Origin of the sequence: Pseudomonas sp. 18173 (assembly GCF_050432945.1) — a bacterium.
GTDB lineage: Bacteria > Pseudomonadota > Gammaproteobacteria > Pseudomonadales > Pseudomonadaceae > Aquipseudomonas.
Map to the genome: position 1 here is coordinate 1 of NZ_JBKFTN010000001.1, position 22,150 is coordinate 22,150.

At 58.6% G+C, this 22,150-nt stretch carries 20 protein-coding genes; 13 read left to right on the forward strand and 7 right to left on the reverse strand.

Annotation, left to right across the window (positions count from 1 at the left end; translation table 11 throughout):
- The first annotated feature begins 469 nt into the window (after positions 1–469).
- The 4 genes from ACLD1X_RS00005 to ACLD1X_RS00020 all read left to right on the forward strand — a co-directional run bounded on the left by ACLD1X_RS00005 (position 470) and on the right by ACLD1X_RS00020 (position 3,861).
- Positions 470–733, forward strand: a complete 264-nt coding sequence (locus ACLD1X_RS00005) for a DUF2790 domain-containing protein (RefSeq protein ID WP_096509435.1) — start codon at positions 470–472, stop codon at positions 731–733.
- Positions 734–923: 190 nt separating this feature from the next.
- Positions 924–1,199: a hypothetical protein gene (locus ACLD1X_RS00010; RefSeq protein ID WP_429365595.1), complete on the forward strand. Its 276-nt coding sequence runs from the start codon at positions 924–926 to the stop codon at positions 1,197–1,199.
- Positions 1,200–1,708: 509 nt separating this feature from the next.
- Positions 1,709–2,956 (forward strand): ribonucleotide-diphosphate reductase subunit beta, encoded by a 1,248-nt coding sequence (locus tag ACLD1X_RS00015; protein WP_008022799.1) that lies wholly within the window; start codon positions 1,709–1,711, stop codon positions 2,954–2,956.
- A 359-nt stretch (positions 2,957–3,315) separates the two neighbouring features.
- Positions 3,316–3,861, forward strand: a complete 546-nt coding sequence (locus tag ACLD1X_RS00020) for a BRO-N domain-containing protein (RefSeq protein WP_429365919.1) — start codon at positions 3,316–3,318, stop codon at positions 3,859–3,861.
- 69 nt (positions 3,862–3,930) lie between these two features.
- On the opposite strand, the gene ACLD1X_RS00025 is transcribed toward ACLD1X_RS00020, so the two are convergent.
- The 4 genes from ACLD1X_RS00025 to ACLD1X_RS00040 all read right to left on the reverse strand — a co-directional run bounded on the left by ACLD1X_RS00025 (position 3,931) and on the right by ACLD1X_RS00040 (position 12,398).
- Positions 3,931–5,226: an McrC family protein gene (locus tag ACLD1X_RS00025; RefSeq protein WP_429365596.1), complete on the reverse strand. Its 1,296-nt coding sequence runs from the start codon at positions 5,224–5,226 to the stop codon at positions 3,931–3,933.
- A complete protein-coding gene (locus ACLD1X_RS00030; RefSeq protein WP_429365597.1) occupies positions 5,223–6,644 on the reverse strand; it encodes an McrB family protein in 1,422 nt (473 codons plus the stop codon). Before ACLD1X_RS00030 ends, ACLD1X_RS00025 begins: the two co-directional genes overlap by 4 nt.
- A 415-nt stretch (positions 6,645–7,059) precedes the next feature.
- Positions 7,060–10,563 (reverse strand): alkaline phosphatase family protein, encoded by a 3,504-nt coding sequence (locus ACLD1X_RS00035; protein ID WP_429365598.1) that lies wholly within the window; start codon positions 10,561–10,563, stop codon positions 7,060–7,062.
- Between the two features lie 53 nt (positions 10,564–10,616).
- Positions 10,617–12,398 (reverse strand): SulP family inorganic anion transporter, encoded by a 1,782-nt coding sequence (locus tag ACLD1X_RS00040; protein WP_429365599.1) that lies wholly within the window; start codon positions 12,396–12,398, stop codon positions 10,617–10,619.
- 119 nt (positions 12,399–12,517) lie between these two features.
- Between ACLD1X_RS00040 and ACLD1X_RS00045 the strand changes: the two genes are divergently transcribed.
- Together ACLD1X_RS00045 and ACLD1X_RS00050 are read left to right on the forward strand one after the other, a co-directional pair.
- Positions 12,518–13,483: a hypothetical protein gene (locus tag ACLD1X_RS00045; protein WP_429365600.1), complete on the forward strand. Its 966-nt coding sequence runs from the start codon at positions 12,518–12,520 to the stop codon at positions 13,481–13,483.
- A 120-nt stretch (positions 13,484–13,603) separates the two neighbouring features.
- On the forward strand, positions 13,604–13,921 hold the full coding sequence (locus tag ACLD1X_RS00050) for an XRE family transcriptional regulator (RefSeq protein WP_429365601.1): 318 nt from the start codon (positions 13,604–13,606) through the stop codon (positions 13,919–13,921).
- Positions 13,922–14,066: 145 nt separating this feature from the next.
- Here the strand turns inward: ACLD1X_RS00050 and ACLD1X_RS00055 are convergent, their stop codons facing one another.
- Entirely contained in the window at positions 14,067–15,125 is a 1,059-nt protein-coding gene (locus ACLD1X_RS00055; RefSeq protein ID WP_429365602.1) for an MBL fold metallo-hydrolase, read from the reverse strand.
- A 216-nt stretch (positions 15,126–15,341) separates the two neighbouring features.
- On the opposite strand from ACLD1X_RS00055, the gene ACLD1X_RS00060 reads away from it, so the two are divergent.
- The 3 genes from ACLD1X_RS00060 to ACLD1X_RS00070 all read left to right on the forward strand — a co-directional run bounded on the left by ACLD1X_RS00060 (position 15,342) and on the right by ACLD1X_RS00070 (position 17,785).
- Positions 15,342–15,950: a TetR/AcrR family transcriptional regulator gene (locus ACLD1X_RS00060; RefSeq protein ID WP_429365603.1), complete on the forward strand. Its 609-nt coding sequence runs from the start codon at positions 15,342–15,344 to the stop codon at positions 15,948–15,950.
- A 157-nt stretch (positions 15,951–16,107) separates the two neighbouring features.
- A complete protein-coding gene (locus ACLD1X_RS00065) occupies positions 16,108–17,175 on the forward strand; it encodes a diguanylate cyclase (RefSeq protein ID WP_429365604.1) in 1,068 nt (355 codons plus the stop codon).
- A gap of 79 nt (positions 17,176–17,254) precedes the next feature.
- On the forward strand, positions 17,255–17,785 hold the full coding sequence (locus ACLD1X_RS00070; RefSeq protein WP_429365605.1) for a DUF1003 domain-containing protein: 531 nt from the start codon (positions 17,255–17,257) through the stop codon (positions 17,783–17,785).
- A 6-nt stretch (positions 17,786–17,791) separates the two neighbouring features.
- Here ACLD1X_RS00070 and ACLD1X_RS00075 read toward each other — a convergent pair whose 3' ends face one another.
- Positions 17,792–18,733 (reverse strand): LysR family transcriptional regulator, encoded by a 942-nt coding sequence (locus ACLD1X_RS00075; protein ID WP_429365606.1) that lies wholly within the window; start codon positions 18,731–18,733, stop codon positions 17,792–17,794.
- Between the two features lie 15 nt (positions 18,734–18,748).
- Between ACLD1X_RS00075 and ACLD1X_RS00080 the strand changes: the two genes are divergently transcribed.
- Together ACLD1X_RS00080 and ACLD1X_RS00085 are read left to right on the forward strand one after the other, a co-directional pair.
- A complete protein-coding gene (locus ACLD1X_RS00080) occupies positions 18,749–19,456 on the forward strand; it encodes a CTP synthase C-terminal region-related (seleno)protein (protein ID WP_429365607.1) in 708 nt (235 codons plus the stop codon).
- On the forward strand, positions 19,453–19,776 hold the full coding sequence (locus ACLD1X_RS00085; protein ID WP_429365608.1) for an antibiotic biosynthesis monooxygenase family protein: 324 nt from the start codon (positions 19,453–19,455) through the stop codon (positions 19,774–19,776). Before ACLD1X_RS00080 ends, ACLD1X_RS00085 begins: the two co-directional genes overlap by 4 nt.
- A 122-nt stretch (positions 19,777–19,898) precedes the next feature.
- On the opposite strand, the gene ACLD1X_RS00090 is transcribed toward ACLD1X_RS00085, so the two are convergent.
- The gene (locus ACLD1X_RS00090; RefSeq protein ID WP_429365609.1) at positions 19,899–20,225 is read right to left on the reverse strand and encodes a DUF2025 family protein; all 327 of its coding nucleotides are present in this window, start codon (positions 20,223–20,225) and stop codon (positions 19,899–19,901) included.
- A 232-nt stretch (positions 20,226–20,457) separates the two neighbouring features.
- Here ACLD1X_RS00090 and ACLD1X_RS00095 point away from each other — a divergent pair, with 232 nt between their 5' ends.
- Positions 20,458–21,582: a glycerophosphodiester phosphodiesterase gene (locus ACLD1X_RS00095; protein ID WP_429365610.1), complete on the forward strand. Its 1,125-nt coding sequence runs from the start codon at positions 20,458–20,460 to the stop codon at positions 21,580–21,582.
- Positions 21,583–21,835: 253 nt separating this feature from the next.
- Positions 21,836–22,141: a PepSY domain-containing protein gene (locus ACLD1X_RS00100; RefSeq protein WP_429365611.1), complete on the forward strand. Its 306-nt coding sequence runs from the start codon at positions 21,836–21,838 to the stop codon at positions 22,139–22,141.
- Positions 22,142–22,150 lie beyond the last annotated feature (9 nt).

Genomic DNA, 22,150 nt, shown 5'->3' on the forward strand with positions numbered 1-22,150 from the left:
CACTCATCTTTCTTACCTCGGTGGAATAGTTGTTTTTGTATGACCCTGTTGTAGCCCGGGCCGGGCCTATAGAACCATTCGACGATGGTAGTAACAAGTCCCTACAAAATGTCGTGAATAGCTCTACTCCGCCCACAGCTCCCTGTAGGAGCGAGCCCTGCTCGCGATGGTCGTCAACGATAACGCGCCAAGCCTGACACCCCGCGGAACCCTCAGGTTCATCGCGGCCAAGCCCGCTCCTACAACGTTATTCGGGGATTGTTACAGGATCTGTCAAAGGTGTTTATCAAAACCACGTCTATATGAACGTATCCGCCCCCCCTAAAATCTGCCACGCCAACCCGGCAACCTGAGTTAACCAAGTTACAGCCCCCACGAAGGCAGTTAACCCAAACCCAGTAGTTCAGCTCCACACGCAACCCCAAAAAGGTTGCGTGAACCCACTCGACCTTAGAAAGGTAAAACTCAAATGAAAGCTTTATTGGTTCTGGCCCTCAGCAGCGTGTGCGTAAGTGCCATGGCAAGCGAGGTCCCGACTGATGTCGCGCAGCAACAACCACCCATTGAGGAATACACTTACTCGATGAACCTGGACATCGCCAAAGTGATCTCCATGAGCGAAGCCCCGAATGTTTGTGAAGTTGTGCCAATGAAAATGGAATACGAAGATTCCAACGGTCAACGGCATATCCTGCGTTACAGCGCGATGGGCAACGGCTGCTCTAACGGCTGACCTCCTGCTACACCCCTCCCCCGAAAAGGTTCGACCCACCCGCCGCAATCAGGCAGATGAAGCGCCGAACCTTTATGATCGATTAATTCGATTATTTTAAGCATTTATTTGCGCTTTTTAATCGAAATAGTCGGCGTAGTATCAATTGCAACCCAAGACAAACGACGCCCAAGAATCTGGAGCACTGACCATGAAAACCCAACTGATCCTCGCCCTTACCCTCTCCGTGCTGGCTGCCAACACCTTCGCCGCCGATGGTTACGATCGCACCGGCTCGGCCGCCTACACCAGCGAAGCCTCCGTCGCTTCCGACGGTTACGACCACACCGGCTCAGCATCCTTCGCAGCCGATGGCGCAGACCACATTGGCGCAGGCAAACTCGCTTCCGACGGCGCTGACCACACCGGCGCCGCCCGCCTCGCCGCCGATGGTGCCGATCACGTCGGTGCCGCTCGCCTGAGCTGAGCCACCAGCGTGACTTCATGGCCCGGCTTCGGCCGGGCCTAGTTGTGTCTGGAGTCGCCGAAAAGCCATCCAAAACACAACATGTAGTAAAAAATCGCTTTTTCTGCTCATTTTTTAAGCAAAACCTGAGTCAAGCCATTTTTACGAAAAAAAATCTTCCCCCGGCAAAGCCCCATAAACCCTCGCTCTGACCGAAAAACCTGCCCTCTCGGCCGCTCCATGCGCGGATTCGCCCCACCACGACCGGAAAAATTTCCCTATAATGCCGCCTTAAACGGGCCTGCAATATTCCCTTACAGGGACAACAGCCAGTCTGAAGCCCACGCCGAAATCCTCACCGATTTCCGCGCCCCTCAGAGGCTCTCGGAACCCCGTACAAAATCAGGTTTATTTGCCTGCGTGCACCGCGGCAAAAAACGACATCCAACGCGGCCAGTAAGGCCGTGTGAAAAACCGACCTATCCAATTTCACACGGGCACACTGGCCCTCACGCAGGAGACGACACGTCATGCTGAGCTGGGACGAATTCGACAAAGAAGACACGGAAGTAGCAGTCAAGAGCGCCAACGCTGGCCACGCCGCCGAAGCCAACATGGACCGTCTCGACAGCGCTGGCGGTGCCGCCGCCCTGGAAGCCCGTGCCGTGACCGCCGCTGACTCCGCCGCCGTTGCCCGCGCCAAGGCCGCCCTGGATTCCCTCGACGTTGCCGAAGGCCTCGCCGAACTCGAAGGCGCCTCCGCCCGTGTCGCCGTTGACGAAAAACGCATGATCAACTGCCGCGCCGACCTCAACCAACTCGTACCCTTCAAGTACGACTGGGCCTGGCAGAAGTACCTGGACGGCTGCGCAAACCACTGGATGCCGCAAGAAGTCAACATGACCGCCGACATCGCCCTCTGGAAAAACCCGGAAGGCCTGACCGACGACGAGCGCCGCATCGTGATGCGCAACCTCGGCTTCTTCTCCACCGCCGACTCCCTGGTTGCCAACAACCTGGTCCTGGCCGTGTACCGCCTGATCACCAACCCGGAATGCCGCCAGTACATCCTGCGCCAGGCTTTCGAAGAAGCGATCCACACCCACGCCTACCAGTACTGCATCGAATCGCTGGCCATGGATGAAGGCGAGATCTTCAACATGTACCACGAGATCCCGTCGGTCGCGAAAAAAGCCACCTGGGGCCTGAAATACACCCGTTCGATCTCCGATCCGAAGTTCGAAACCGGCACCGTCGAAACCGACAAAGAACTGCTGCGCAACCTGATCGCCTACTACTGCGTTCTGGAAGGCATCTTCTTCTACTGCGGCTTCACCCAGATCCTCTCCATGGGCCGCCGTAACAAAATGACCGGCGTCGCCGAGCAGTTCCAATACATCCTGCGCGACGAATCCATGCACCTGAACTTCGGCATCGACGTGATCAACCAGATCAAAATCGAAAACCCACACCTGTGGGACGCCGAAATGAAGGAAGAAGCTTCGCAGATGATCCTGCAGGGCACTCAGCTGGAGATCGAATACGCGCGTGACACCATGCCTCGCGGCGTGTTGGGCATGAACGCGGCGATGATGGAGGACTACCTGAAGTTCATCGCTAACCGTCGTCTGTCGCAGATTGGGTTGAAGGAAGAGTACCCAGGGACCACTAACCCGTTCCCTTGGATGAGCGAGATCATGGACTTGAAGAAGGAGAAGAACTTCTTTGAGACTCGGGTTATTGAGTATCAGACTGGTGGGGCTTTGAGCTGGGATTGATTCCTAAGCTAGCCGCGATTTGACGACTTGAGTCGACAAATCGAAAACCAAAAAGCCCCGATCTGATCGGGGCTTTTTGGTGGGGTAGGAAAACTCTTACTTGCAGCTCCAGCAATCGTTAAAACTCCTACGGAAACTCCAGCTCCTTCCGCATTGAAGACCATTCAAAGCGACTCTAAGATCTATCCCAGGTGCCTAAGAAACGCCCAACGTAGAAGCTAACTTCGCCACACAGACCGCATGCTGTCATCAGCTATAAATGCGTATTCCTGTGTCCGAAGGGGATAGCTTGTTGGGATTTCTTAGATCCTCTACGTCGGGTTCGGCCCTCATCAACTTCATACGTAGGGGTAATGGAAATGCCAGCCGACACGCACCACCGCTCTGCGGCACCTCAAAGATCAGTCATATCTGATCCGTACATTTCGACATTTTTCACTCGCCACAACCTCCCTCTACACGCCCTCCTCCTTGAAAACCAGCCTTGGTTCTGCGCCCGTGATATCGGCCGCTTGATGGGTTTCCATCTAAGTGAGCGAATGGTCAACAAGCTAGACAAGGACCAGCACCGGACATTGTGGATTGAATATTACCGGCAACCGGAAAAACAGTTGATGCTCAGTGAATCTGGCGTGTATGCACTGTTGGTGTATCACTACGCGCCTGGAAATCGGTTGCTGCGTGAGTGGATCACCCATCAAGTGGTGCCGGCCTTACGTGACGCGGAGCAGTCGGACAATTCGGATCGGCCGATGCTGAGTTTGTTGGATTGGCCGGAGATGTCGTTGAGCTTGCTGCATTGGCAGGATGAGCCGTGGATACGGTTGCGGGATATGCCTTGTTTACTGCTGGGCCAGCAGCAGACGTCTTGGTGGCGGAAGGTTTCGCAGTTTTTTCTGTTTTAACAGGCTGTCACAAAAAGGGTGCAACCTTCCGCACCCTATATAGATTTGGCCCGCCGAACGTCCAATCGACTAACCACTGGCCGTCTGTGACCACTGAGATTGCAGCGGCAATCCCTCAGGCCCACCCATCAAAATGCCCTGCTCCAAATCAAATGGCAGCACCCAGAGCTTGAGTTGTGGTGTGAACTCGAACACCTGCAATGGAGCATCAAACGCAGCTCGCCTAGGGTAGATCAGCACCAACTCTCCATCCCCCGCTAGGTATTTATGACCATAAGCGAACAACTGATAAAAGTCGGACTGCTTCAAACCGTAATTTTTATCCCCTCCCGTAGAACTCAGTCGCTTCCATTTTGTGTCGAGCACCCAGATTTTCTGCTGATGGTGGATCATCAGGTCCGGCCGCAGCTGGAAGAAGTTTTCACCCCTGTGCTGACACAGATGTTCGCTGCGGGTTTGGGTGAGCAGTCGCGCATCGTGCAGCAAATCCCTATTTAGGCTCGCAGCTACATATCGCTCAAATAGCTTTTCCATAGGGAATAACAAGCTCATGCCGTGCCAATCCCCAGCGACCGCTAAAGGCATTTGTTGATTGATGATCAGCTCGCACCATGGTTTCACCGGTACGTAGTGCGCCATCAGTCTCTCGTTACTCCATTGCTTGAAGTCCTGCTGCACGTCGCAGCTTGTTGGAACCTCTAACAACACACTTCTTAGCTCGTGAGCCAGTCGCCAGTTACCAGCGTCTTTTGTGGCTTTGCAGACCTGATCTAACGCGAATTTGAGTAAGCGATTTTCCGGTCGGTCAGGCAAATAGATATCGTGCCGGATCTGAAAATGATGCTGGTGCCCAGGTGGCTGGCGCATTTGCTTGACCACATCCAATTGGCCACGCAGAAAGCGTTGCTCCTCCTCCACTCGCTGGTAATCAAAACGTAGGCCTCGTTTAATCAAGTGATCCAGAGCCAATAGGAATCGGCCCATGACCCACTCGCTCAACGGCGCATCGAAACTTTGAAGATCCGCCGCACCGACTTCACGGGTGGGCAAATCTAGGGAGGCTTGGATCATGCGCCTCAGCAACGCTCTGCTCTGCTTGATGCAGTCCTCGCTCTCGAAATGCTTGGGAAGAATTTCAAGACGCGTACCACAGGGTGTTTCCAATACGCCGATGTAGTTGTCGAGCTTGAGCAAACAACGGTTTTCGAGCTGGACAAGCCCCGCCCCAGCGTTGCTGAAGGAGGTATTTAATTTACACAACCAGTCAAAAGCTGAAACCGATACTTGAGCAAGATCTAGCGTAGGCACAGCGATGTAATCTGTCGTCAGCCTCGCGTATTCGCGAACCGTGATGACGGGTTTCACGCCGTCACGCCTTTTTCAAGCTGATGAATCTGGATGTCACCTTTTTCAGTTTCAATAGCGTCTTGCAGCTGTGGAAGCACTGCTTGGTGATCGATGACACCCCAATAAGACTCGATCCGGGAAAAGGCCTTTTCGTTGATCAGCCATTGATTATTTTGGTTGTTGAGAACTACTTGATCGCCAAACAGCGAATCTGGCTTGAATGACGGCTGTTCGATAAAGCAATTTTCAGGGGACTTGCGATGATCATTAAATACCCACTGAATCCGCTGCCAATCTTCAAAAAAATACTCTTGCAGCAGCGGGAGAACTTGCTCGCGAAAGATTTGCCCCAATCGTTCCAGCGTACGGTCGCTGTCTAGCGGCATAAAGTACGCGTGTCCTAGGCAATGATCTCGATCTAGCAGCATTTCGATTCGCTGGTTCATCACTCTCAGGAGCTTGCCAATATTGAGTTCACCCACGGTAATGTGTTCCAACAGCTCAGGCTTAGGCGGCATTTCGCGGAAAGTGAAACGACGACGTAAAGCGACATCTAGACCGGACAATGAACGGTCAGCGGTGTTCATGGTGCCAATGAGATAGACATTGTTCGGTACGCTGAAATGCTTCTTCGAATACGGCAGCGTTACTTTCAAAGCCTCGTCAGCCCCGGCACGTTTGGACGGTTCAATTAGCGTAATCAATTCACCGAAGATCCGAGAAATATTGCCGCGATTTATTTCATCGATGATGAGTACATGAGCATTGTAAGGTTGAGTTTTAGGCTCAACCTCGGTGACTTTGGATCGCCCATCCAATATGCGCGCCACCAAAAGCGGCAAAATATTGTTGTAGCCATTGATGAGATACGGCTCCAGCATAGTCTCTGGCACCTTGTCAAAAACCTGCTTGTTGCGAATATCTGCGACGGTTAAACGTCCTGCGCGCACATATTCAGCAAGCGTGTTAAGCATGTTCATGCCAACCGGCAACTCTTTACCGTTGGGCTTAACTAAGTTGAGTAACTCTGTGGATGAGCTTGTGACTACGTACCCTGAACCAAAGGTTTCGCCCTTAGTAAAGAGAGCACCATGACTCACTTCTGCTGCGGGCGCTTGTTGGGTTACTTTGGCAGTGGTACATAATTTTTTGAACACACCATCAACAACTTTATAGCGCAATTGTCCGTCGTCTCCGCTTTCCGCGCGTAGGCCTTCAACGAAGTCTTCGTAGCTGAAGCTTTGATGAAAGGTGACGAACTCGACATGTCCGTCTGCAGCTAATTCATCGAAGCGCTTCTTCAGCGCAGCCCGATTTTCTTTGTTGGTCTGAAGAAACTCAGGGGCGAGGATTTCTAGCGCTGCCTCAATGGTGGCGAAAGTCTTCCCGGTACCGGGGGGGCCAAACAAAATCTGGTTGAGTGCAGGCGAGGTCATCGAGTCGCTTTCCTTGGCTACGTGAGCAAAAAAGGGGCATCGCGTGGTGGCGGCTCGATCAAAGTCGGTAGGAGTTATAGGAACCAAAACCCGACAATGGAAACAGGCTACAGCCGCAGGAGATTAATCCTACAACGGTAACTACATTGCCATCACGGGTAAAGCAGTACAGATAGGTAGATCTGCTGCGGAGATTGGAAGCATTCGACCACTGGTTATCAAGCAGACGTTCTGCGGGACGAACTCCACTCGGGGATTCCAGTTACTGGTTTTGTTTATGCGTCAAATTCACCGGTGCCATCACGAGCAGGCTCGATCCCACAGGGGTTCAGCGGCTGGCTTGGAAACGTCTATGTATCAGGGCCGCAGGATTATCCTGCGACCCTATTCTTTGGCTGTGATTGCGGTTACGAGATCACCTCCCCAACCCACTAATCCGCCAAGGACAAACCGCCCCCCTAACCCCACTAGGCCCAACAACCTCCGGCGTCTGCCCCAACGACCTCGCGCTCAACACACTCCCCACTCGCTCAATCAACTGATCAAACCCCAACGTCGCATCCTCCTGATGCAACTTGCGCAGTTGTTCAACCAGGGCATAGGTGAAGGCGCCGTAGTGGTTGGAGCCCACCACACATTCACTGGCCTTTTCGTTCTCCCGCGCGGCATAGAGCATCAGCGGCATGTAGGGCCCGTGGTGGCCGTAGAGTCTGGTTTGGCGCAGCAATTGGGCTTTTTTCTCGGGGCGCAGGCCGGTGGCGGCGCCTTGGGTGGTGCGGGTGCGGGTGAGGCCGCGGGTTTTGTTGTCTTGTTCGCTGAAGTCGCGGCGGTCGGCGTCGGTGGCGTAGACGCGGCGGTCCCAGTCGCCGGCGTAGGGGTCCCAGCGCAGCATGCGGTGGCGGATGTCGCTGGGTGGGGTGATGCCGCGCACGCGGCCATTGCCGCGGGTCATGCCGCCGGCGTAGCAGCAGTCGAACATGACGGTGAGTTTGGCGCCATGGCCGTCCGGGTCGAATGGCAGGTGGCTGTAGAACTGGCGGAACAGTTTGTCGGTGAAGTGGGTGCTTTCGTCGTCCCAGTCGAAGTCGTGGAGCACCAGGGTCTCGTCCATGCAGTCGGCTTCGCCGCTGCTGCTGTAGACGGGCAACTGGGTGCCGTGACCGGAGTAGAACAACACGCGCTCGTCGCCGGCACGAGCGCCTTCCACCAGCCATTCGAGGCGTTCGACGAAGTTGGCCCGGGTCGCCCGGGCGTCGTGCAGCAAGCGGATGTCGCCGGCGTCGTAGCCGCTTTCCTGAAGCATGCGGCTGATCAGGTAGGTGTCGTTGATGCAGCCCTCGAGGCGTGCGCTCGGGTCGAGGTAGTCGTTGATGCCGACCACCAGGGCGCGGCGTTTGCGTTGGCCGCTACGGGACAGGAACGCCGGCACTTCCAGCGCTCGCGCCGCCACCACATCGCGGGCCAGTTGCGGCCACAGGTCGGTCTGGCTGGTGGGTGAGGACAAGTAGGCCTGGGCGGCGTGATTGAGGTCGAGCAGGTCATCGCGCAGCGGCACGATGAACTCGGTTTGCAGGTCGACCCGCGCTGAATCCGGCGAGGTGATCGGCCGGGTCAGCAAGCCGTCGTTGGGGTTGTGGAGGTGGAACCAGCGGCGGATGCCTCGGCCGTTTTCGCTCAGGCGCAGCACCCGCCCTCCCCACACTTCGCGCATCACCAGCGGCAGTGCGATCGGTGAGCCGAAGCTGACGAACACTCGGCCATCGATGCGCTTGAGGGCCGAGCCTTTTTTTGCCACCGAGCGGCGCAGGGCGTCGTAGCCGATCAGGCTGCCCAGCCCTTGGGCGAAGATGATCTGCGGATTGAATGCCTCGACCTTCGCCAACAGATGTTGCGTCAGCTCAGTGCGCAACTCGGCGTCTTCGATCCATTGCACGATGGCGCCGACGGTGGTGCGCAACATCTGGTTGACCGGCAGGCCCCAACTGCCGAAATTCTCGTCGGCCTTGCCCCTGGCGTCGGAGCTCAGCATTGCCAGGCCTCGGGTGATCTGGGCGAAGTCCGGCCCCTCCTTGAGTTGCTCGTCGAAGGACAGGAAGTCGATGTCCTGGTCATCGATGGGGCGACCGTTCTGTGCCAGTTGAGTACGGATCAATGTGCGCCATTGGTCCTGCCAGTTCGCATCGATGCCGCCCTGCCCCTGGCCGGCTGGCGTGTAGCCGACACCCGGCAGGCACAGGACGCGCAGCCGTGTTGGTGCGATTTCCGCTCCCGGTTCTGCCAAGGCTCTGCTCGCAGGTACTGCAACAGGTCGAACGGTTTGACCTTGGGCGGTGACCATCAAATCCTGCAGGCGCCGCAGTTTCGCCTCCAGGCTGTCCGCACTGGGCGCGGCCGGCGTGAGCGCGGCCTGAGCCGGATCAGCCAAGGCGCGGCTGCGGTTGCCGAGAAAACCGCTGACCCATTGCGCGCTGCTCTTCCAGATCTGCTCTGGGTCGAGGCCGTCGAGGTAACCGGTGGCGCTGTCCACCACTTGCCGACTCTGGGTCGCCAGTTCGGACTCGATCAACGGCAATCCAACACGACTTGGCACCACGGTGGCCGCCAGTTTTGGCGCAGCCGTTACGCCCGGTGCAGCGCGCCAGATGGGCGCATTGCCGAAGTGCTGCGCGGCGACCACCCGTGGACCGAGGGCACTGCGCGGCAATTTGAAATGATCGCAAAGAAACGCCAGCAGGCTGGTGTGATCGTAATGCTGGGCCTGGACGTTGCCCGTCCAGGGAATCAAGCCTGGCTTGAGCCACGGCGAAGCCAGGATCGCCGGCACCCGAACGCCGAGACGGGTGAAGGGATTTTTCCACGGGACATCGGCCGTTGAACCGGTCGCCACGCAAGTTGGCGGCACCACGTGGTCATGGAAGCCGCCATGTTCGTCGTACAGCAGCACGAACAGGGTTTTGTTCCAGACAGCGGTATTGGCCGACAAGGCGTTGAACACCTCACCGACAAACTGATCGCCGAAGCGCAGATCTTCGGGTGGATGATGCGACACATTGGGCCCGAGCTTGCCATTGAGCAGGCCATAGCTCGGCTCGATCCAGGACAGTTCAGGGAGCCTGTCACCGGCGACGTCCGACTTGAAGTCGTCGATGCTCAGGTGCTGCAAACCACCCTTGACCAGCGCCGCCAGCGGGATCGCGCCATCGGAATAAATGCGCGCGTCGTGGCCGTTGTTGCGCAGCAGCGAAAAAATACTCTCGCCACCGAACTGCGCGATCAGGCTTTTGATGCCGGCCAACACCGTGCCGGTGGAAGGCATCAGCAGGTGGCCATTGCAGCTGCCGAGCATGGCAAAAAAACGGTTCGGCCAGGTCGGGCCCGGCACTGAGGAAAACCAGCGATCACACACGGTGAAATTACGCGCCAGTCCCTGGATGGCCGGCAACGTATCCTGCGCTGGCGTGGCGCCGAACGGGATGTAGTTCATCGCCCGTTGGGCCATGGACTGCGACCAGGTTTTGTACACCTTCAGGTCGCTGCGGGCCTTGTCGTAGGCGTCCTGGGCAAAGCCGGCGAGCGTGGGGTTGGCCGGGCTGGTCTTGAAGGACACGCCCAGTTGCTTCTCCACGTTGACGAACTCGTGGCCAAGGTCGAAACCCTCGCTGTTGCCCGGCGGCAGCGCCGGAGGCAGAGGGGGCGGCGGCGCCCACAGGCTGTAGTTCTCCGGGAACTCCGACGCCTGGGTGATCACCGTCGAACTGCCGTTGGCCAGCTTCAGCGGGTTGGTGCTGGGCGCCTTGCGGTTGATACCGTCACACGCGGGATTGATGCTTGTGTAGTCCCCCAGCAAATGGTCGAACGAACGGTTTTCCATCATCAGCACGACGACGTGTTCAATCCCGGCGGGCCAGTTGTTCGGCATGGTTCGCTCCTTGATGTGAAGTTTCTATTTCGATCTCGCGGGTTTCACGGCAATCACTTCCCTTCATCCTCCCGCTCCCTGTCATCCACCTGGTAATTCGCCACATAGCTCTCCACAGCCGTCCCGATCGTAGGAAAAAACGCCGTCTCCCCCAGTCGCGCAAACAGCCCGAAGCGCTTGAGCTTGTCCTTGACCGGGTCTTTCATCTCGGCAATGCACAACTCGATTCCCGCCGCGTGCAGGGTGTCGTCCAGCTCGGCCAGCATGTCGGCGGAGGTCACGTCCACACTGGTGACCGGCTCTGCGGCGACCACCAGCCAGCGCACGGGTGTGGGCGATGCCGCCACGGCGTCCAGCACGCGGTCGTTGAACAGCTCGGCGTTGGCGAAAAACAAGGGCGCATCCCAGCGAAACAGGACCAGGCCGGGTATCAGGTGTGCGTCGGGATAGCGTGTGATGTCGTGGTAGCCCTTGACCCCCTCGGCGCGGCCCAATACCGCGGAATACGGGCGCCAGGCATCCCAGAGGAATTCAACGATTGCGATGACGATGGCCAGGCCGATGCCCTCGATCGCGCCAAACACGGCCACGCCGACCGTGCAGACAATCGACAGCCAGCATTCCCAGCGCTGGATGCGATAGATCCGGCGCAGGTCGCTGATCTCGATCAGGCCGATGGCCGAGGCGATCACGACCGCCGCCAGTGCGCTGGACGGCAGGTGTTGCAGCAGGTCCGGTGCCACCACCAGCAGCAAGGCCACCGCCAGTGCGCCGACGACCCCGGTCATTTGGGTCTTGGCACCGGCGGCCTCGGCCACGGGCGTCCGTGACGAACTGCTGCTGATCGGGAAGCCTTGAAAAAAACCGGCTGCGAGGTTGGCGATGCCGAGGCCCACCATTTCCTGGTTCGGGTTGACGTAGGTACGGGTGCGCGCCGCGTAGACACGGGACAGCACGCTGGTGTCGGCGAACGAGACGAGCGCGACGGCGCAGCCGCCGATCACGACCGGAACGATATCGGCGCGGGTGATCCAGGGGATGGCGAAGCCCGGCAAGCCTTGCGGGAGCGAACCGAGGACCGACACACCGGCGCGTGTCGCAAGGTCGAATACACCCACGGCGACCGTCGCGCCTGCCACGGCGATCAGGATGCCCGGCAATTGCGGTCTTCTTTTGAGCAGCAGGATCACTGCCAGGGTGAGCCCGCCGACCGTGAAGGTGGTCCAGTTGACCTTTCCTTCCATTACCGCCGAAGCGATGGCCCACAGGCTGCTCAAAGGACCGTCAGACTCAATCGAAAAACCGAACAGCTTGGGCAGCTGGCTGATCAATACGGTCAGTGCGATGCCGTTCATGTAGCCGTAGCGGATCGGCTTGGACAGCAGCTCGGTGATAAAACCCAGGCGCGCGATGCCGGCCAGGATACACACCGCTCCCGAAACGATCGCCATCATCCCCGCCAGGGCGACGGCTCGCTGCGGGTCGCCGCCGGAGAGTGGAATGATGACCGCAAGGATGACAGCCACCAGGGAGGAGTCCGGCCCCATCACCAGAATCCGGCTGGGGCCGAACAAGGCATAGAACAGCAGCGGAACGATGGTCGCGTACAGGCCATAAATACCGGGCACGCCCGACGCCACTGCATAGGCGATACCGACCGGCACCAGCATCGTGGTCAGCACCAGGCCGGCCACGATGTCGTAACGCAACCATGCCGCTTGGTATTCGCGCAGCATGCCCAGCCCCGGTAGCCAGCGGCGCCATCCGGTCTGTTCATCCCGGCGTGCTATCCGGCCCGGCTCCGGGAGGGGCGGCGAAGCATCTGATTGGCTCATGAAACCGCCCTCTTTGGGGGACTGTGCAGACCTGGCGATCTTGAAGTGATCTCAGTGTAGCTATTGCTTCGAATGCGTCAGCACTGGAAGCTGTTCATCTAAAGGACCTGGAACCCGACATGAAATTCGACCTCGCCTACTGCCTCAGCCTTGACGACAAGTTGTCGATCTATGACGTTCGGGACCTGAATTTCGACGAGACGATGGCGTTCGATTCGTCCAGGGAGCATTTCCAGTGCCCCAACGATGCCTGTCGTCTGGCGTTCGATGCGAGCAATGAGCTGGGCACCTTCAACGCGAAGAATGTGAATTACGTGCGCACGCCACACTTCAAGAACCTGCCGAGTACGCGGCATGTCGAGGGGTGCCCTTATGCGAGCCTGAAGACGCCGGCGTCGGGTGTGGAGGATGCGGAAACGGATGACATTCGCGAGGAGCATTTCCCGTCAGAATTGTTACTGACCAGACGCGAGTATGTGCGCAAGCCGTCCAGCCCGAAGCTCGCGGCGGATGGGGGGCGGGATGCGTCGCTGACGCCTTCGGCGCCAGGCAATGTCGAGCAACCGGGCAGGGAATCGGCACCGGACAAGACCAGCGTTTTCGCCCACCCGGTGGAGTGTTTTGTGTCGAACTTCGACGACAAGGATTTGCTCAAGCGCGTGCCGCTGAAGGTTGGCGAGCACACCGCGCCCTACGGCTCGTTTTTCAAGAAGATCGAATATCTGCAGGACAACAAGGGGCTGATCTACTGGGGCAAGGTCAAGGAGATCAAGGACTACACCCTGAGTTTGCGCATCGACTTCGAGAAGAAGGTCTGGTTCGAGAAGAAGCCTTATTCGGTCAATGTCTACCTGAGCAAAAAGCTGATCGACAGCTACCGCAAGCGCAAGGCGTTCCTGGAGGAGATCAAGCACGCCATCGAGAGCGGGCGGGCGTTGTACTGCTTCTTTTATGGGGTGACGCCGGAACTGAAGCAGGTGCCGAGCAAGAAAAACCCCGAGCAGACGTTCGGGGTGTTCAGCGCCAACATCGAGAATCTGGATCACTTTATCGTGCGGGAGGCGCCGGGGTTGGCGGGCAAGTAAGCGCAGCGCCGTTCGTCTGCCTGAAAAGACAAATCAAAAAATGCGTTTGATCCGGGCTCAAAACAACTGTACAAAAACACAGTACATTTTGAACCAGCACTCTCGAGCCCGGAGAACACCATGGCCTCTCAAGCGATGAAAATCACCCTGGAACGTATCGCCCTCTTCCAATTCACCCCGACCCACTGCGCCCAGGCCCGAGCGATGCTGGGTTGGAGCGTGCAAGAGCTGTCGCGGGAGTCCCGGGTCTCGGTGGAGGCCATTCAACGCTTCGAGGCACGCCAGGAGGTGCTGGATGTCACGCGCCTGGCGCTGGCCTATCGGCTTGAAGCCGAAGGGTTGGTGTTCTTCCCGGGGTTTGCGCCGGGGCGAGGGATGAATGTGAGAGGGTCGACGCCGAATCCGGTTGGGCGGGCGGATTTTGCGATGGTGGAGTGAGCCAACTCACTGACCGACCATAAATGCCCCCCTGTAGGAGCGAGCTCGCTCGCGATGGACGTTAACGATAACGCGTGTTGTCTGAATGATCGCGTTGTCCTGATGTTTTTCGCGAGCAAGCTCGCTCCTACAGAGGCCCATCTCTCTACGCGTTCTGCACCACCACACGATCACTCTCCCCTTCCACTGCCAGCCACCACGCCCCACCACGCTGCGGATGCATCAGGTTGAACGCTTCTCCCATCTGCGGTGTGGTGATCGATACGTTGCGCTCCCAGGCCAGGGCCAGGATGCGGTCGAAGGGTTCGTACCAGGCATGCATCGACAGGTCGAACGTGCCGTTGTGGATCGGCAGTAGCCAGCGGCCCTTGAGGTCGAGGTGGGCTTGCAGGGTTTGTTCGGGTTGCATGTGCACGTGCGGCCAGTCGACGTTGTAGGCGCCGGTTTCCATCAGGGTCAGGTCAAACGGGCCGTACTGTTCGCCGATGCGTTTGAAGCCGTCGAAGTAGCCACTGTCGCCACTGAAGAAGATGCGCGTGTCGCCGTCGATCATCACCCACGACGCCCAAAGGGTGCTGTTGCTGTCGAACAGGCCACGGCCGGAGAAGTGCTGCGACGGGGTGGCGATGAACTGGATGCCATCGACTTCCGTGCCTTGCCACCAATCCAGTTGGCGGACCTTGCTGGCGTCGATGCCCCACTTGATCAGGGTATCGCCTACGCCCAGCGGGGTCAGGAAGTGTTTGGTCTTGTCCGCGAGCTTCAACACCGCCTGATGATCCAGGTGGTCGTAGTGATCGTGGGACAGGATCACCGCTTCGATCGGTGGCAATTGTTCCAGGCTGATCGGTGGCTGGTGGAAACGCTTGGGGCCGGCCCATTGCACAGGCGAGGCCCGCTCGGCGAAGACCGGGTCGGTGATCCAGAACTTGTCGCGCAGCTTGAGCAACACGGTGGAGTGGCCCAGGCGATAGACGCTGTGGTTGGGCGCTGCGATCAGTGCGGCTTGAGTCAGGGCTTGCACCGGGACGGGCGCGCTCGGGCGGGTGTTTTGCGGTTTGTGGAACAACGCGTTCCACAGGATGCCCATGGTTTTGCCAAAGCCTAAACGCTGGATCGGCGTGAAGTTCTGATACTGCCCTTGAGCCTGTCGGGACGCTTCAGGCGTGGAGGCGTTGTCCGCCGGGGAGTTTGAATTGGCCATGTCTGAATGACTCCAGAAAAACCGCGCACAACGCGATTTTCCGCTTTGGGACGATAAATGGCCAAGGCACGCACGCATCAGCCGGACTTTCTATTTTTGACTGGGCAGGATTAACAAAACATTACACTGCACAGTGTAGTTTCTAGGTTGCATCAAAGTCGGTGACAAGTAAACTACCGAGTGTAATTCCACCCTTCTTCCTGCCGAAGCGTACTTATGACAGCTCCACAGCGCCTCACCGACCGAAAACGCCAAGCGATCATTCAGGCGGCGATCAACGAATTCCGTGACAACGGTTTCGAGATCACCAGCATGGACAAGATTGCGGCCACTGCCGGGGTGTCCAAGCGCACGGTGTACAACCATTTCCCCAGCAAGGAAGAGTTGTTCGCCGAGATCCTCAAACAGTTATGGACCCGGGTAACGGCAAAACAGGAAACGTCCTACCGTCCCGACCTGCCGCTGCGCGATCAACTGCGCGTGTTGCTGATGGCCAAACTGCAAATGTTGGGCGATGACAACTTTCTTGACCTGGCTCGGGTGGCGATAGCGGCGGCGATTCATTCCCCGGGGCGCGCGCAGGACATGGTGGCGCGAATGGGCGAACGCGAAGAAGGGCTGACGGTGTGGATTCGCGCCGCCCAGGCCGATGGCCGATTGAAGGCCGTGGCTCCCGAATTCGCCGCTCAGCAGATCCATGGCCTGCTCAAGTCCTTTGCATTCTGGCCACAGATTTCCATGGGGCAGCCCAGCTTGTCAGCCGAGGAGCAAACCACGGTGGCGGATTCCGCACTGGACATGTTCCTGGCCTGTTACCAGCTCTAGATCCCCGGCTTGCAGCACTTGCCACAACCCGATGGCTTCGAAGTACGCTGATTATTTCGGCTGGAATAAGTGACAATGTGCGCCGTTTTTACCGGTGAACGGTAATACTGGGTCCCATGCTATAAAGTGTTTCAGAATGAATCTGGCGCAGGAAATTATGGATAAACAACACGGCAAGGGCTTGTCATTCGCCAGACGCATCTACATGCCTCGAACCATCGGTTTGGGCATCGGCAGCGTCAGTGTGGCCGCCGCACTGTATCCGCTGCACCTGCCAGCCTGGATCTGGGTTGTGCTGGCGCTCAATGGTTTTGTCTGGCCTCATCTCGCGTATCAACTGTCGAGTCGCTCGGCGTTTCCCTACAAGGCCGAACGGCGCAATCTGCTTTACGATTCGCTGTGCGGAGGCTTTTGGGTCGCGACCTTTCAGTTCAATCCGCTTTGCACCGTGACCATTCTGGCGATGATGGCGATGAACAACGTCGCTGCCGGTGGCCAACGGGTGTTCCTGCTGGGCAGTCTCAGCCAGGCGGCGGGCGTAATGATTTCCTGGTCGCTGTTTGGCGCGGCATACACCCTGTCGACCACGCAATTGCAGGTGTGGGCGTGCTTGCCGATGCTGACGCTCTACCCGTTGGTGTTGGGCATGGTCTGCTATCGGTTGACGATCAAATTATCGGAGCATAAACGCACGCTCAGCGCCTTGAGCCGCACCGACAGCTTGACCGGGCTTCTGAACCACGGTGCCTGGAAGGACTTGCTGCAACTGAAGTTTCGCGAGTGCAGCCAGCGTCAGGAGCAAGCCTGCATCGCACTGATCGACATCGACCACTTCAAGGCCATCAATGACTCCTACGGTCACATCATTGGTGACTCGGTATTGCGTCAGTTGAGCATCGAGCTCCAATGCAACCTGCGTGAAGGTGATCTGGCCGGTCGCTATGGCGGTGACGAGTTTTGCGTGATTCTGCCCAACATGCCGCTGAATCAGGCCATGGACGTCATGGAACGTTTGCGCAAAGTGCTGCAGGACTATCGGCATCGGGAAGTGCCCGAATTGCGGGTCAGCCTGAGTATCGGCCTGGCGGCCTATCAAGCGTCTTTTACCGATGCAACGGCCTGGCTCGATGACGCTGACAAAGCCCTGTACACCGCGAAGAACACCGGGCGCAACAAGGTCAGTGTCAACACCGGCAACACCTGCCTGCAAACGTCGGCCGTATGATGCAATCCGGGTGATAGCACTGCCTGAATGACGCTGGAGCTATAGTGAGCCTCAGTCCCAGCGACAATCAGAGAGCATCATGACCACCACGAACCACGCAACCGCCGCCGTCGATCACCTGCGTTTCCATCGCCCCCATGCCCACCTGGCGCCGACCTTTGGCAATGACAAGTTTGCCCTGCGCGCCGAAGCCTTTGCCCGATTCTTTGGCACCCCGACCTTTCTTGGCGCACAAACGCTGATCGTGGTGGCCTGGGTGTGCCTCAACCTGTCCGGTTTCACCCACTTCGATGCGTACCCGTTCATCCTGCTCAACCTGGCTTTCAGCCTGCAATCGGCCTATGCCGCGCCATTGATCCTGTTGGCCCAGACTCGCCAGGCCGCGCGGGACAAAGCCCAGACCGATGCCGATGCACAGCATCGCGAAGCGCTGGCAATCGCCAACAGCGAACGGCAGGCGGAAGCTGCGAAAAACACCGCGCAACTGTTGGAACTGCTTGAGCAGAACACCCGCCTCACGGAGATGACCAAGGCCCTCACCGAGCGCATCGAAAACCTGACCAGCGAAATGCATCAACACTTCGTGCGCCAGGATGAGCCAAAAGCCTGAACGGCTTCACGGCAGTTTCAGCGCCCGCCCCAACTCGTCGAACAAGGTGACCACCGAGCGCAAGGCGCGGCAGTCGGGACGGGTCAGCAGCCACAGCGCGGTGTCGTATCCGTGCAGCGGCTCGCCCAGCGGCTGTAATTCGTCGCCGATCAGAAAGTCCGGCAAGGCCGCGACACCCAGCCCCGCCCTGACCAGTTCGGTCACCGACAGCATGCTGTTGCAGCGGTAGCCCGGCGTTACGCCCGGCAAGGCCTGGCGGCGCCAGGTAACGGTGGGGTGATCGGGCAGGAAGTCGTCCGGGGCGATCCAGGTCAATGCGGCCAGGTCTGTGTTGTTGATCGATTGCAGGTATCGCTCGCTGGCGCACACGCGGTAGGAAATATCCGCCAGTCGCCGTCCCACCAGGTGCTCCGGTGGCGTGCGGGTCAGGCGCAGGGCGATATCGGCATCCCGACGGCTAAGGTTGGCAAAATCATTGGACGTGCTGAGTTCCAGCGTCAGCGCCGGATAGTTCGGCATGAACTGCGCCAGCGCCGGCAACAGCAAACCTTGCAGGACCGAATCGGTACAGGTCAGGCGCACGATGCCGCTGATCACTTCACCGCCCTGCTCCACACCGATGCGCGCCGCCTCCAGCGCCTGCTCGGCGCGCTCGGCCTGTTCAGCCAGGGACTGCGCCAGGGTGGTGGGCAGGTAACCGGCGCGACTCTTTTCGAACAGTTGCTGACCCAGTGCAGCCTCCAGCCGGCGAACCGCTCGAAACACCGTCGAGACATCCACCTTCAACAGCTGCGCAGCCCGGGCCAGAGAGCCGCCGCGCACCAGCGCAAGGATCAGGGCCAGGTCCGGGTAGTCCAGTCGATAGTGCGTCGCTGCATTGATCACTTGGGAAAACGCCAATATTGAGTGCGTGAGCGCCAATCTATAGTGGGCACCAGGAATCAACAAGTGCAGAGGCCCCCCATGGAAAACAGCCCGATTCGCATCGCCCTGATCGGCGACCACGACCCACAGGTCACCGCCCACCAGGCCATACCCATCGCCCTCGAAAAGGTCGCCGCACACACCGGCCTGAACCTGCAATGGCAGTGGCTGGCCACCGATGAAATCCATACCGGGACACCGCTGCACACCTACGACGGCTTCTGGTGTGTACCGGCCAGCCCGTATCGCAACATGGACGGCGCATTACACGCGATCCGTTTTGCCCGCGAACAACGGCGACCTTTCCTCGGCACCTGCGGCGGTTTTCAACACGCGGTGCTGGAATATGCGCGCAATGTGCTGGGCTGGTCGGATGCCGAGCACGGCGAGATGGCGCCCGATGCAACGCGGGCGCTGCTGACACCGCTGACGTGCGCGCTGGTGGAAGCCGTCGATAGCATTCATTTGCGTGAAGGCTCATTGATCGCCGAGGCGTACGGATGCGCCGAGATTCGTGAAGGCTATCGCTGTCGTTATGGGGTGAATCCACAGTTCGAAGGGGAGCTGCTCAAGCGTGAACTTCACGCCGTCGGCCACGATTCGGAGCAAGGCCTGCGCGCAGTCGAACTCAGCGGCCATCCGTTTTTTGTCGCGACCTTGTTCCAGCCTGAGCGAGAGGCGCTCAAGGGCGTCTTGCCGCCATTGGTTGGTGCCTTTGTCGCCGCCTGTGCAGGGCAGCCAGCATGATCGCCGATACGCCGGCGACGCCTTATTACGCGGTGATCTTCACCTCGGTGCGCACCGAGGGCGACCTGGGTTACGCAGAAGCGGCCGCACGGATGCTGGAACTGGCCCGTGAACAGCCGGGGTTCCTCGGGGTGGAATCGGCTCGGGGCGAGGACGGGCTGGGCATCACCGTGTCGTACTGGGCCAGTGAGGCGGCGATTCTGGCGTGGAAGCATCACCCGGAGCACAGTGCGATTCGCGAGCGTGGGCGCTCGACCTGGTATGCGCGGTGTCATACGCGGGTGTGTCGGGTTGAGCGGGTCTACGGGTTCAGCTTGTAAATGATGTGGTGTGCTTGAGGCCGTCTTCGCGAGCAAGCCCGCTCCCACAGGTTTCGTGTGCTGCCATCAGACTTGTGGGAGCGGGCTTGCTCGCGAAGGGCCCGTCAAATCACCGCAAAAACTCAGCCCTGAACAAGGCTGCGAACCGCTGAAATCTCCGGCACATCCCGCCGGTTCATGTACACCCGCAAAGGCTCGGTGATGTTGACCCGCTCATCGATGTTCTGCTCCAGCAACAACTGAATCAATTCGCGCTTGAGTGTCATGGCCTGCCCGGGCCCCGCAACCCAGACGAACTCGCTGGTCGGGATGATGCCGTCGTCCGCCACGTCCATGCCGAACGAGTCTTCACTGAAGCGCACGATGTAGTGCCCGGTCTTGCGGTTGAGGCCGACGAAGCCCTTGAGTTGGTCGGCCGCCTGGCAGATGAGCTGGGAAGTGATGCGCATGGTAAACCTCACATAAGGTCGCAACGGACCGCTGATCGATGGTCTACACGCAAGGCAGGTGCATGGGTTTCCCTCTGCCGGGGAAATGGCCGAGGCCAAGATTACTGCAAAGAAGCGCACAAATGCGCTGAAAAAGTGCCGCGTTGAACAGGTTTGTGTCGCTATCGCGATAGCGCGTGCAATGATCAGTTGTTAAAAGGAACCGCCCCCTCATTGCGAAAGGAACTCGACCATGCCTGCACCCTTTACCAGAAGCGCCCTGTTACTGAGCCTGTTGCTCGGCTTCGGCCAGGCCCAGGCCGCCAGCGAACCCGGCCCCACGGCACTGGCAAGCCGTTTGGGGATTCCGCACCCCGCGGTGATCGCCCACCGTGGCGCGTCTTTCGATGCTCCGGAATCCACTGCCGCCGCCTACAAGGCTGCCCGCGACCTGGGTGCCGACTACCTGGAAATGGACCTGCAACGCAGCAAGGATGGCGTGCTGTTTGCCCTGCATGACAACAACCTGCAACGCACCACCGACGTCGCCAGCAAATTCCCCGAGCGCAAGGACAGCCCGGCCAATGCCTTCACCATGGCCGAGCTGAAAACCCTGGATGCGGGCAGCTGGTTCAACGCCGCGTACCCGGATCGCGCGCGCCCGGCCTTCGCCGGCCTGAAGATCCTGACCCTTGATGAAATCATCGACATCGCCGAGGGCAATGCCCTGCACAAGCCCGGCCTGTACATCGAGACCAAGGAGCCGAAGCAGTTTCCCGGCATCGAACATGACCTCAGGGAAAAACTTCAGGACCGCGGCTGGCTGAGCCCGACCGGTTCGAAACTGGCGAAAAGCGAGCTGGCGGTCGGCCAGGGTAAAGGCAAGGTAGTCCTGCAGACCTTCGAGAAGAGCAGCCTGGAACTGCTGCAAAAGGAAATGCCGGCGGTGCCGAAGATCCTGCTGTTGTGGGTCGGTGAAGGCAGTATCGAGCCCAAGTCCAAGGTGACATTTGCCGAGTCCGGCGCAAAGGACAAAGCCGCTTACTACGCCGCACAGGAACCGAAGGACAAAGCCGAGTTCCAGCAGTGGATCGACTACGCCAAGGCCCAGGGTGCCATCGGCACCGGACCGTCCGCCGCACTGACCCAGGGTGGCGACCAGAGCTATTCGGACCTGGTGCAACCGTGGATGAACCAGTACACCCACGCTCAGGGGCTGCTGGTGCACGTCTACACCATCGACGAGGCGGTGGACTACCGGAAAGTCATGGACGCCGGGGTCGACGGCATTTTCACCAACCGCGCCAGTGAGTTGTTGAAGTTTTATAAACGTCCGGTGGCGAGTGTCGATCAGGTGTTGAAGAGCAACGGCTTTTGATCCGCAACTGCACAAAACCTGTGGGAGCGGGCTTGCTCGCGAAAGCGGTTTGCCGGCCAACATCGATGTCGAATGTAAGTCCGTCTTCGCGAGCAAGCCCGCTCCCACAGGTTATGCGTGTGCCAGCAAAATTTGCGGCGAACACACATTCCCACAGGGATTGATGCAGGACATGCAGGGGGTTTTAAGGGTGGATTAAGTTACTCACGCTAACCTGATCTCACTTGAACGGATCGCCCAAGGAAAGAATCCCATGAAAACCCTGACTGTTTTGTTGACCGCTGCAACCCTGACCCTCACCGCGGGCCTGGCCCAGGCCGATGTGCGGGTCGATGAGATCCCGCAACTGGTCAAGGACGGCAAGATCAAGCCGCTGGAAGACTTGAACAAGATCGCGCTGGAGCTGCACCCGGGTGCAACGATCACCAAGACCGAACTGGACAACCATTTCAACGGTTACGAGTACGAAATCGAACTGCGCGACGCCAAGAACGTCGAGTGGGATGTGGACATCGATGCCTCCAACGGCAAGGTCCTGAAAAACAAACAGGACACCTGATCCCGAAAC

Excerpts from the sequence above, each read along its gene's own strand:
- ACLD1X_RS00005 (WP_096509435.1), top strand. The coding sequence starts at position 470 with ATGAAAGCTTTATTGGTTCTGGCCCTCAGCAGCGTGTGCGTAAGTGCC.
- ACLD1X_RS00010 (WP_429365595.1), top strand. The coding sequence starts at position 924 with ATGAAAACCCAACTGATCCTCGCCCTTACCCTCTCCGTGCTGGCTGCC.
- ACLD1X_RS00015 (WP_008022799.1), top strand. The coding sequence starts at position 1,709 with ATGCTGAGCTGGGACGAATTCGACAAAGAAGACACGGAAGTAGCAGTC.
- ACLD1X_RS00020 (WP_429365919.1), top strand. The coding sequence starts at position 3,316 with ATGCCAGCCGACACGCACCACCGCTCTGCGGCACCTCAAAGATCAGTC.
- ACLD1X_RS00030 (WP_429365597.1), bottom strand. The coding sequence starts at position 6,644 with ATGACCTCGCCTGCACTCAACCAGATTTTGTTTGGCCCCCCCGGTACC.
- ACLD1X_RS00035 (WP_429365598.1), bottom strand. The coding sequence starts at position 10,563 with ATGCCGAACAACTGGCCCGCCGGGATTGAACACGTCGTCGTGCTGATG.
- ACLD1X_RS00040 (WP_429365599.1), bottom strand. The coding sequence starts at position 12,398 with ATGAGCCAATCAGATGCTTCGCCGCCCCTCCCGGAGCCGGGCCGGATA.
- ACLD1X_RS00045 (WP_429365600.1), top strand. The coding sequence starts at position 12,518 with ATGAAATTCGACCTCGCCTACTGCCTCAGCCTTGACGACAAGTTGTCG.
- ACLD1X_RS00050 (WP_429365601.1), top strand. The coding sequence starts at position 13,604 with ATGGCCTCTCAAGCGATGAAAATCACCCTGGAACGTATCGCCCTCTTC.
- ACLD1X_RS00055 (WP_429365602.1), bottom strand. The coding sequence starts at position 15,125 with ATGGCCAATTCAAACTCCCCGGCGGACAACGCCTCCACGCCTGAAGCG.
- ACLD1X_RS00060 (WP_429365603.1), top strand. The coding sequence starts at position 15,342 with ATGACAGCTCCACAGCGCCTCACCGACCGAAAACGCCAAGCGATCATT.
- ACLD1X_RS00065 (WP_429365604.1), top strand. The coding sequence starts at position 16,108 with ATGGATAAACAACACGGCAAGGGCTTGTCATTCGCCAGACGCATCTAC.
- ACLD1X_RS00070 (WP_429365605.1), top strand. The coding sequence starts at position 17,255 with ATGACCACCACGAACCACGCAACCGCCGCCGTCGATCACCTGCGTTTC.
- ACLD1X_RS00080 (WP_429365607.1), top strand. The coding sequence starts at position 18,749 with ATGGAAAACAGCCCGATTCGCATCGCCCTGATCGGCGACCACGACCCA.
- ACLD1X_RS00085 (WP_429365608.1), top strand. The coding sequence starts at position 19,453 with ATGATCGCCGATACGCCGGCGACGCCTTATTACGCGGTGATCTTCACC.
- ACLD1X_RS00090 (WP_429365609.1), bottom strand. The coding sequence starts at position 20,225 with ATGCGCATCACTTCCCAGCTCATCTGCCAGGCGGCCGACCAACTCAAG.
- ACLD1X_RS00095 (WP_429365610.1), top strand. The coding sequence starts at position 20,458 with ATGCCTGCACCCTTTACCAGAAGCGCCCTGTTACTGAGCCTGTTGCTC.
- ACLD1X_RS00100 (WP_429365611.1), top strand. The coding sequence starts at position 21,836 with ATGAAAACCCTGACTGTTTTGTTGACCGCTGCAACCCTGACCCTCACC.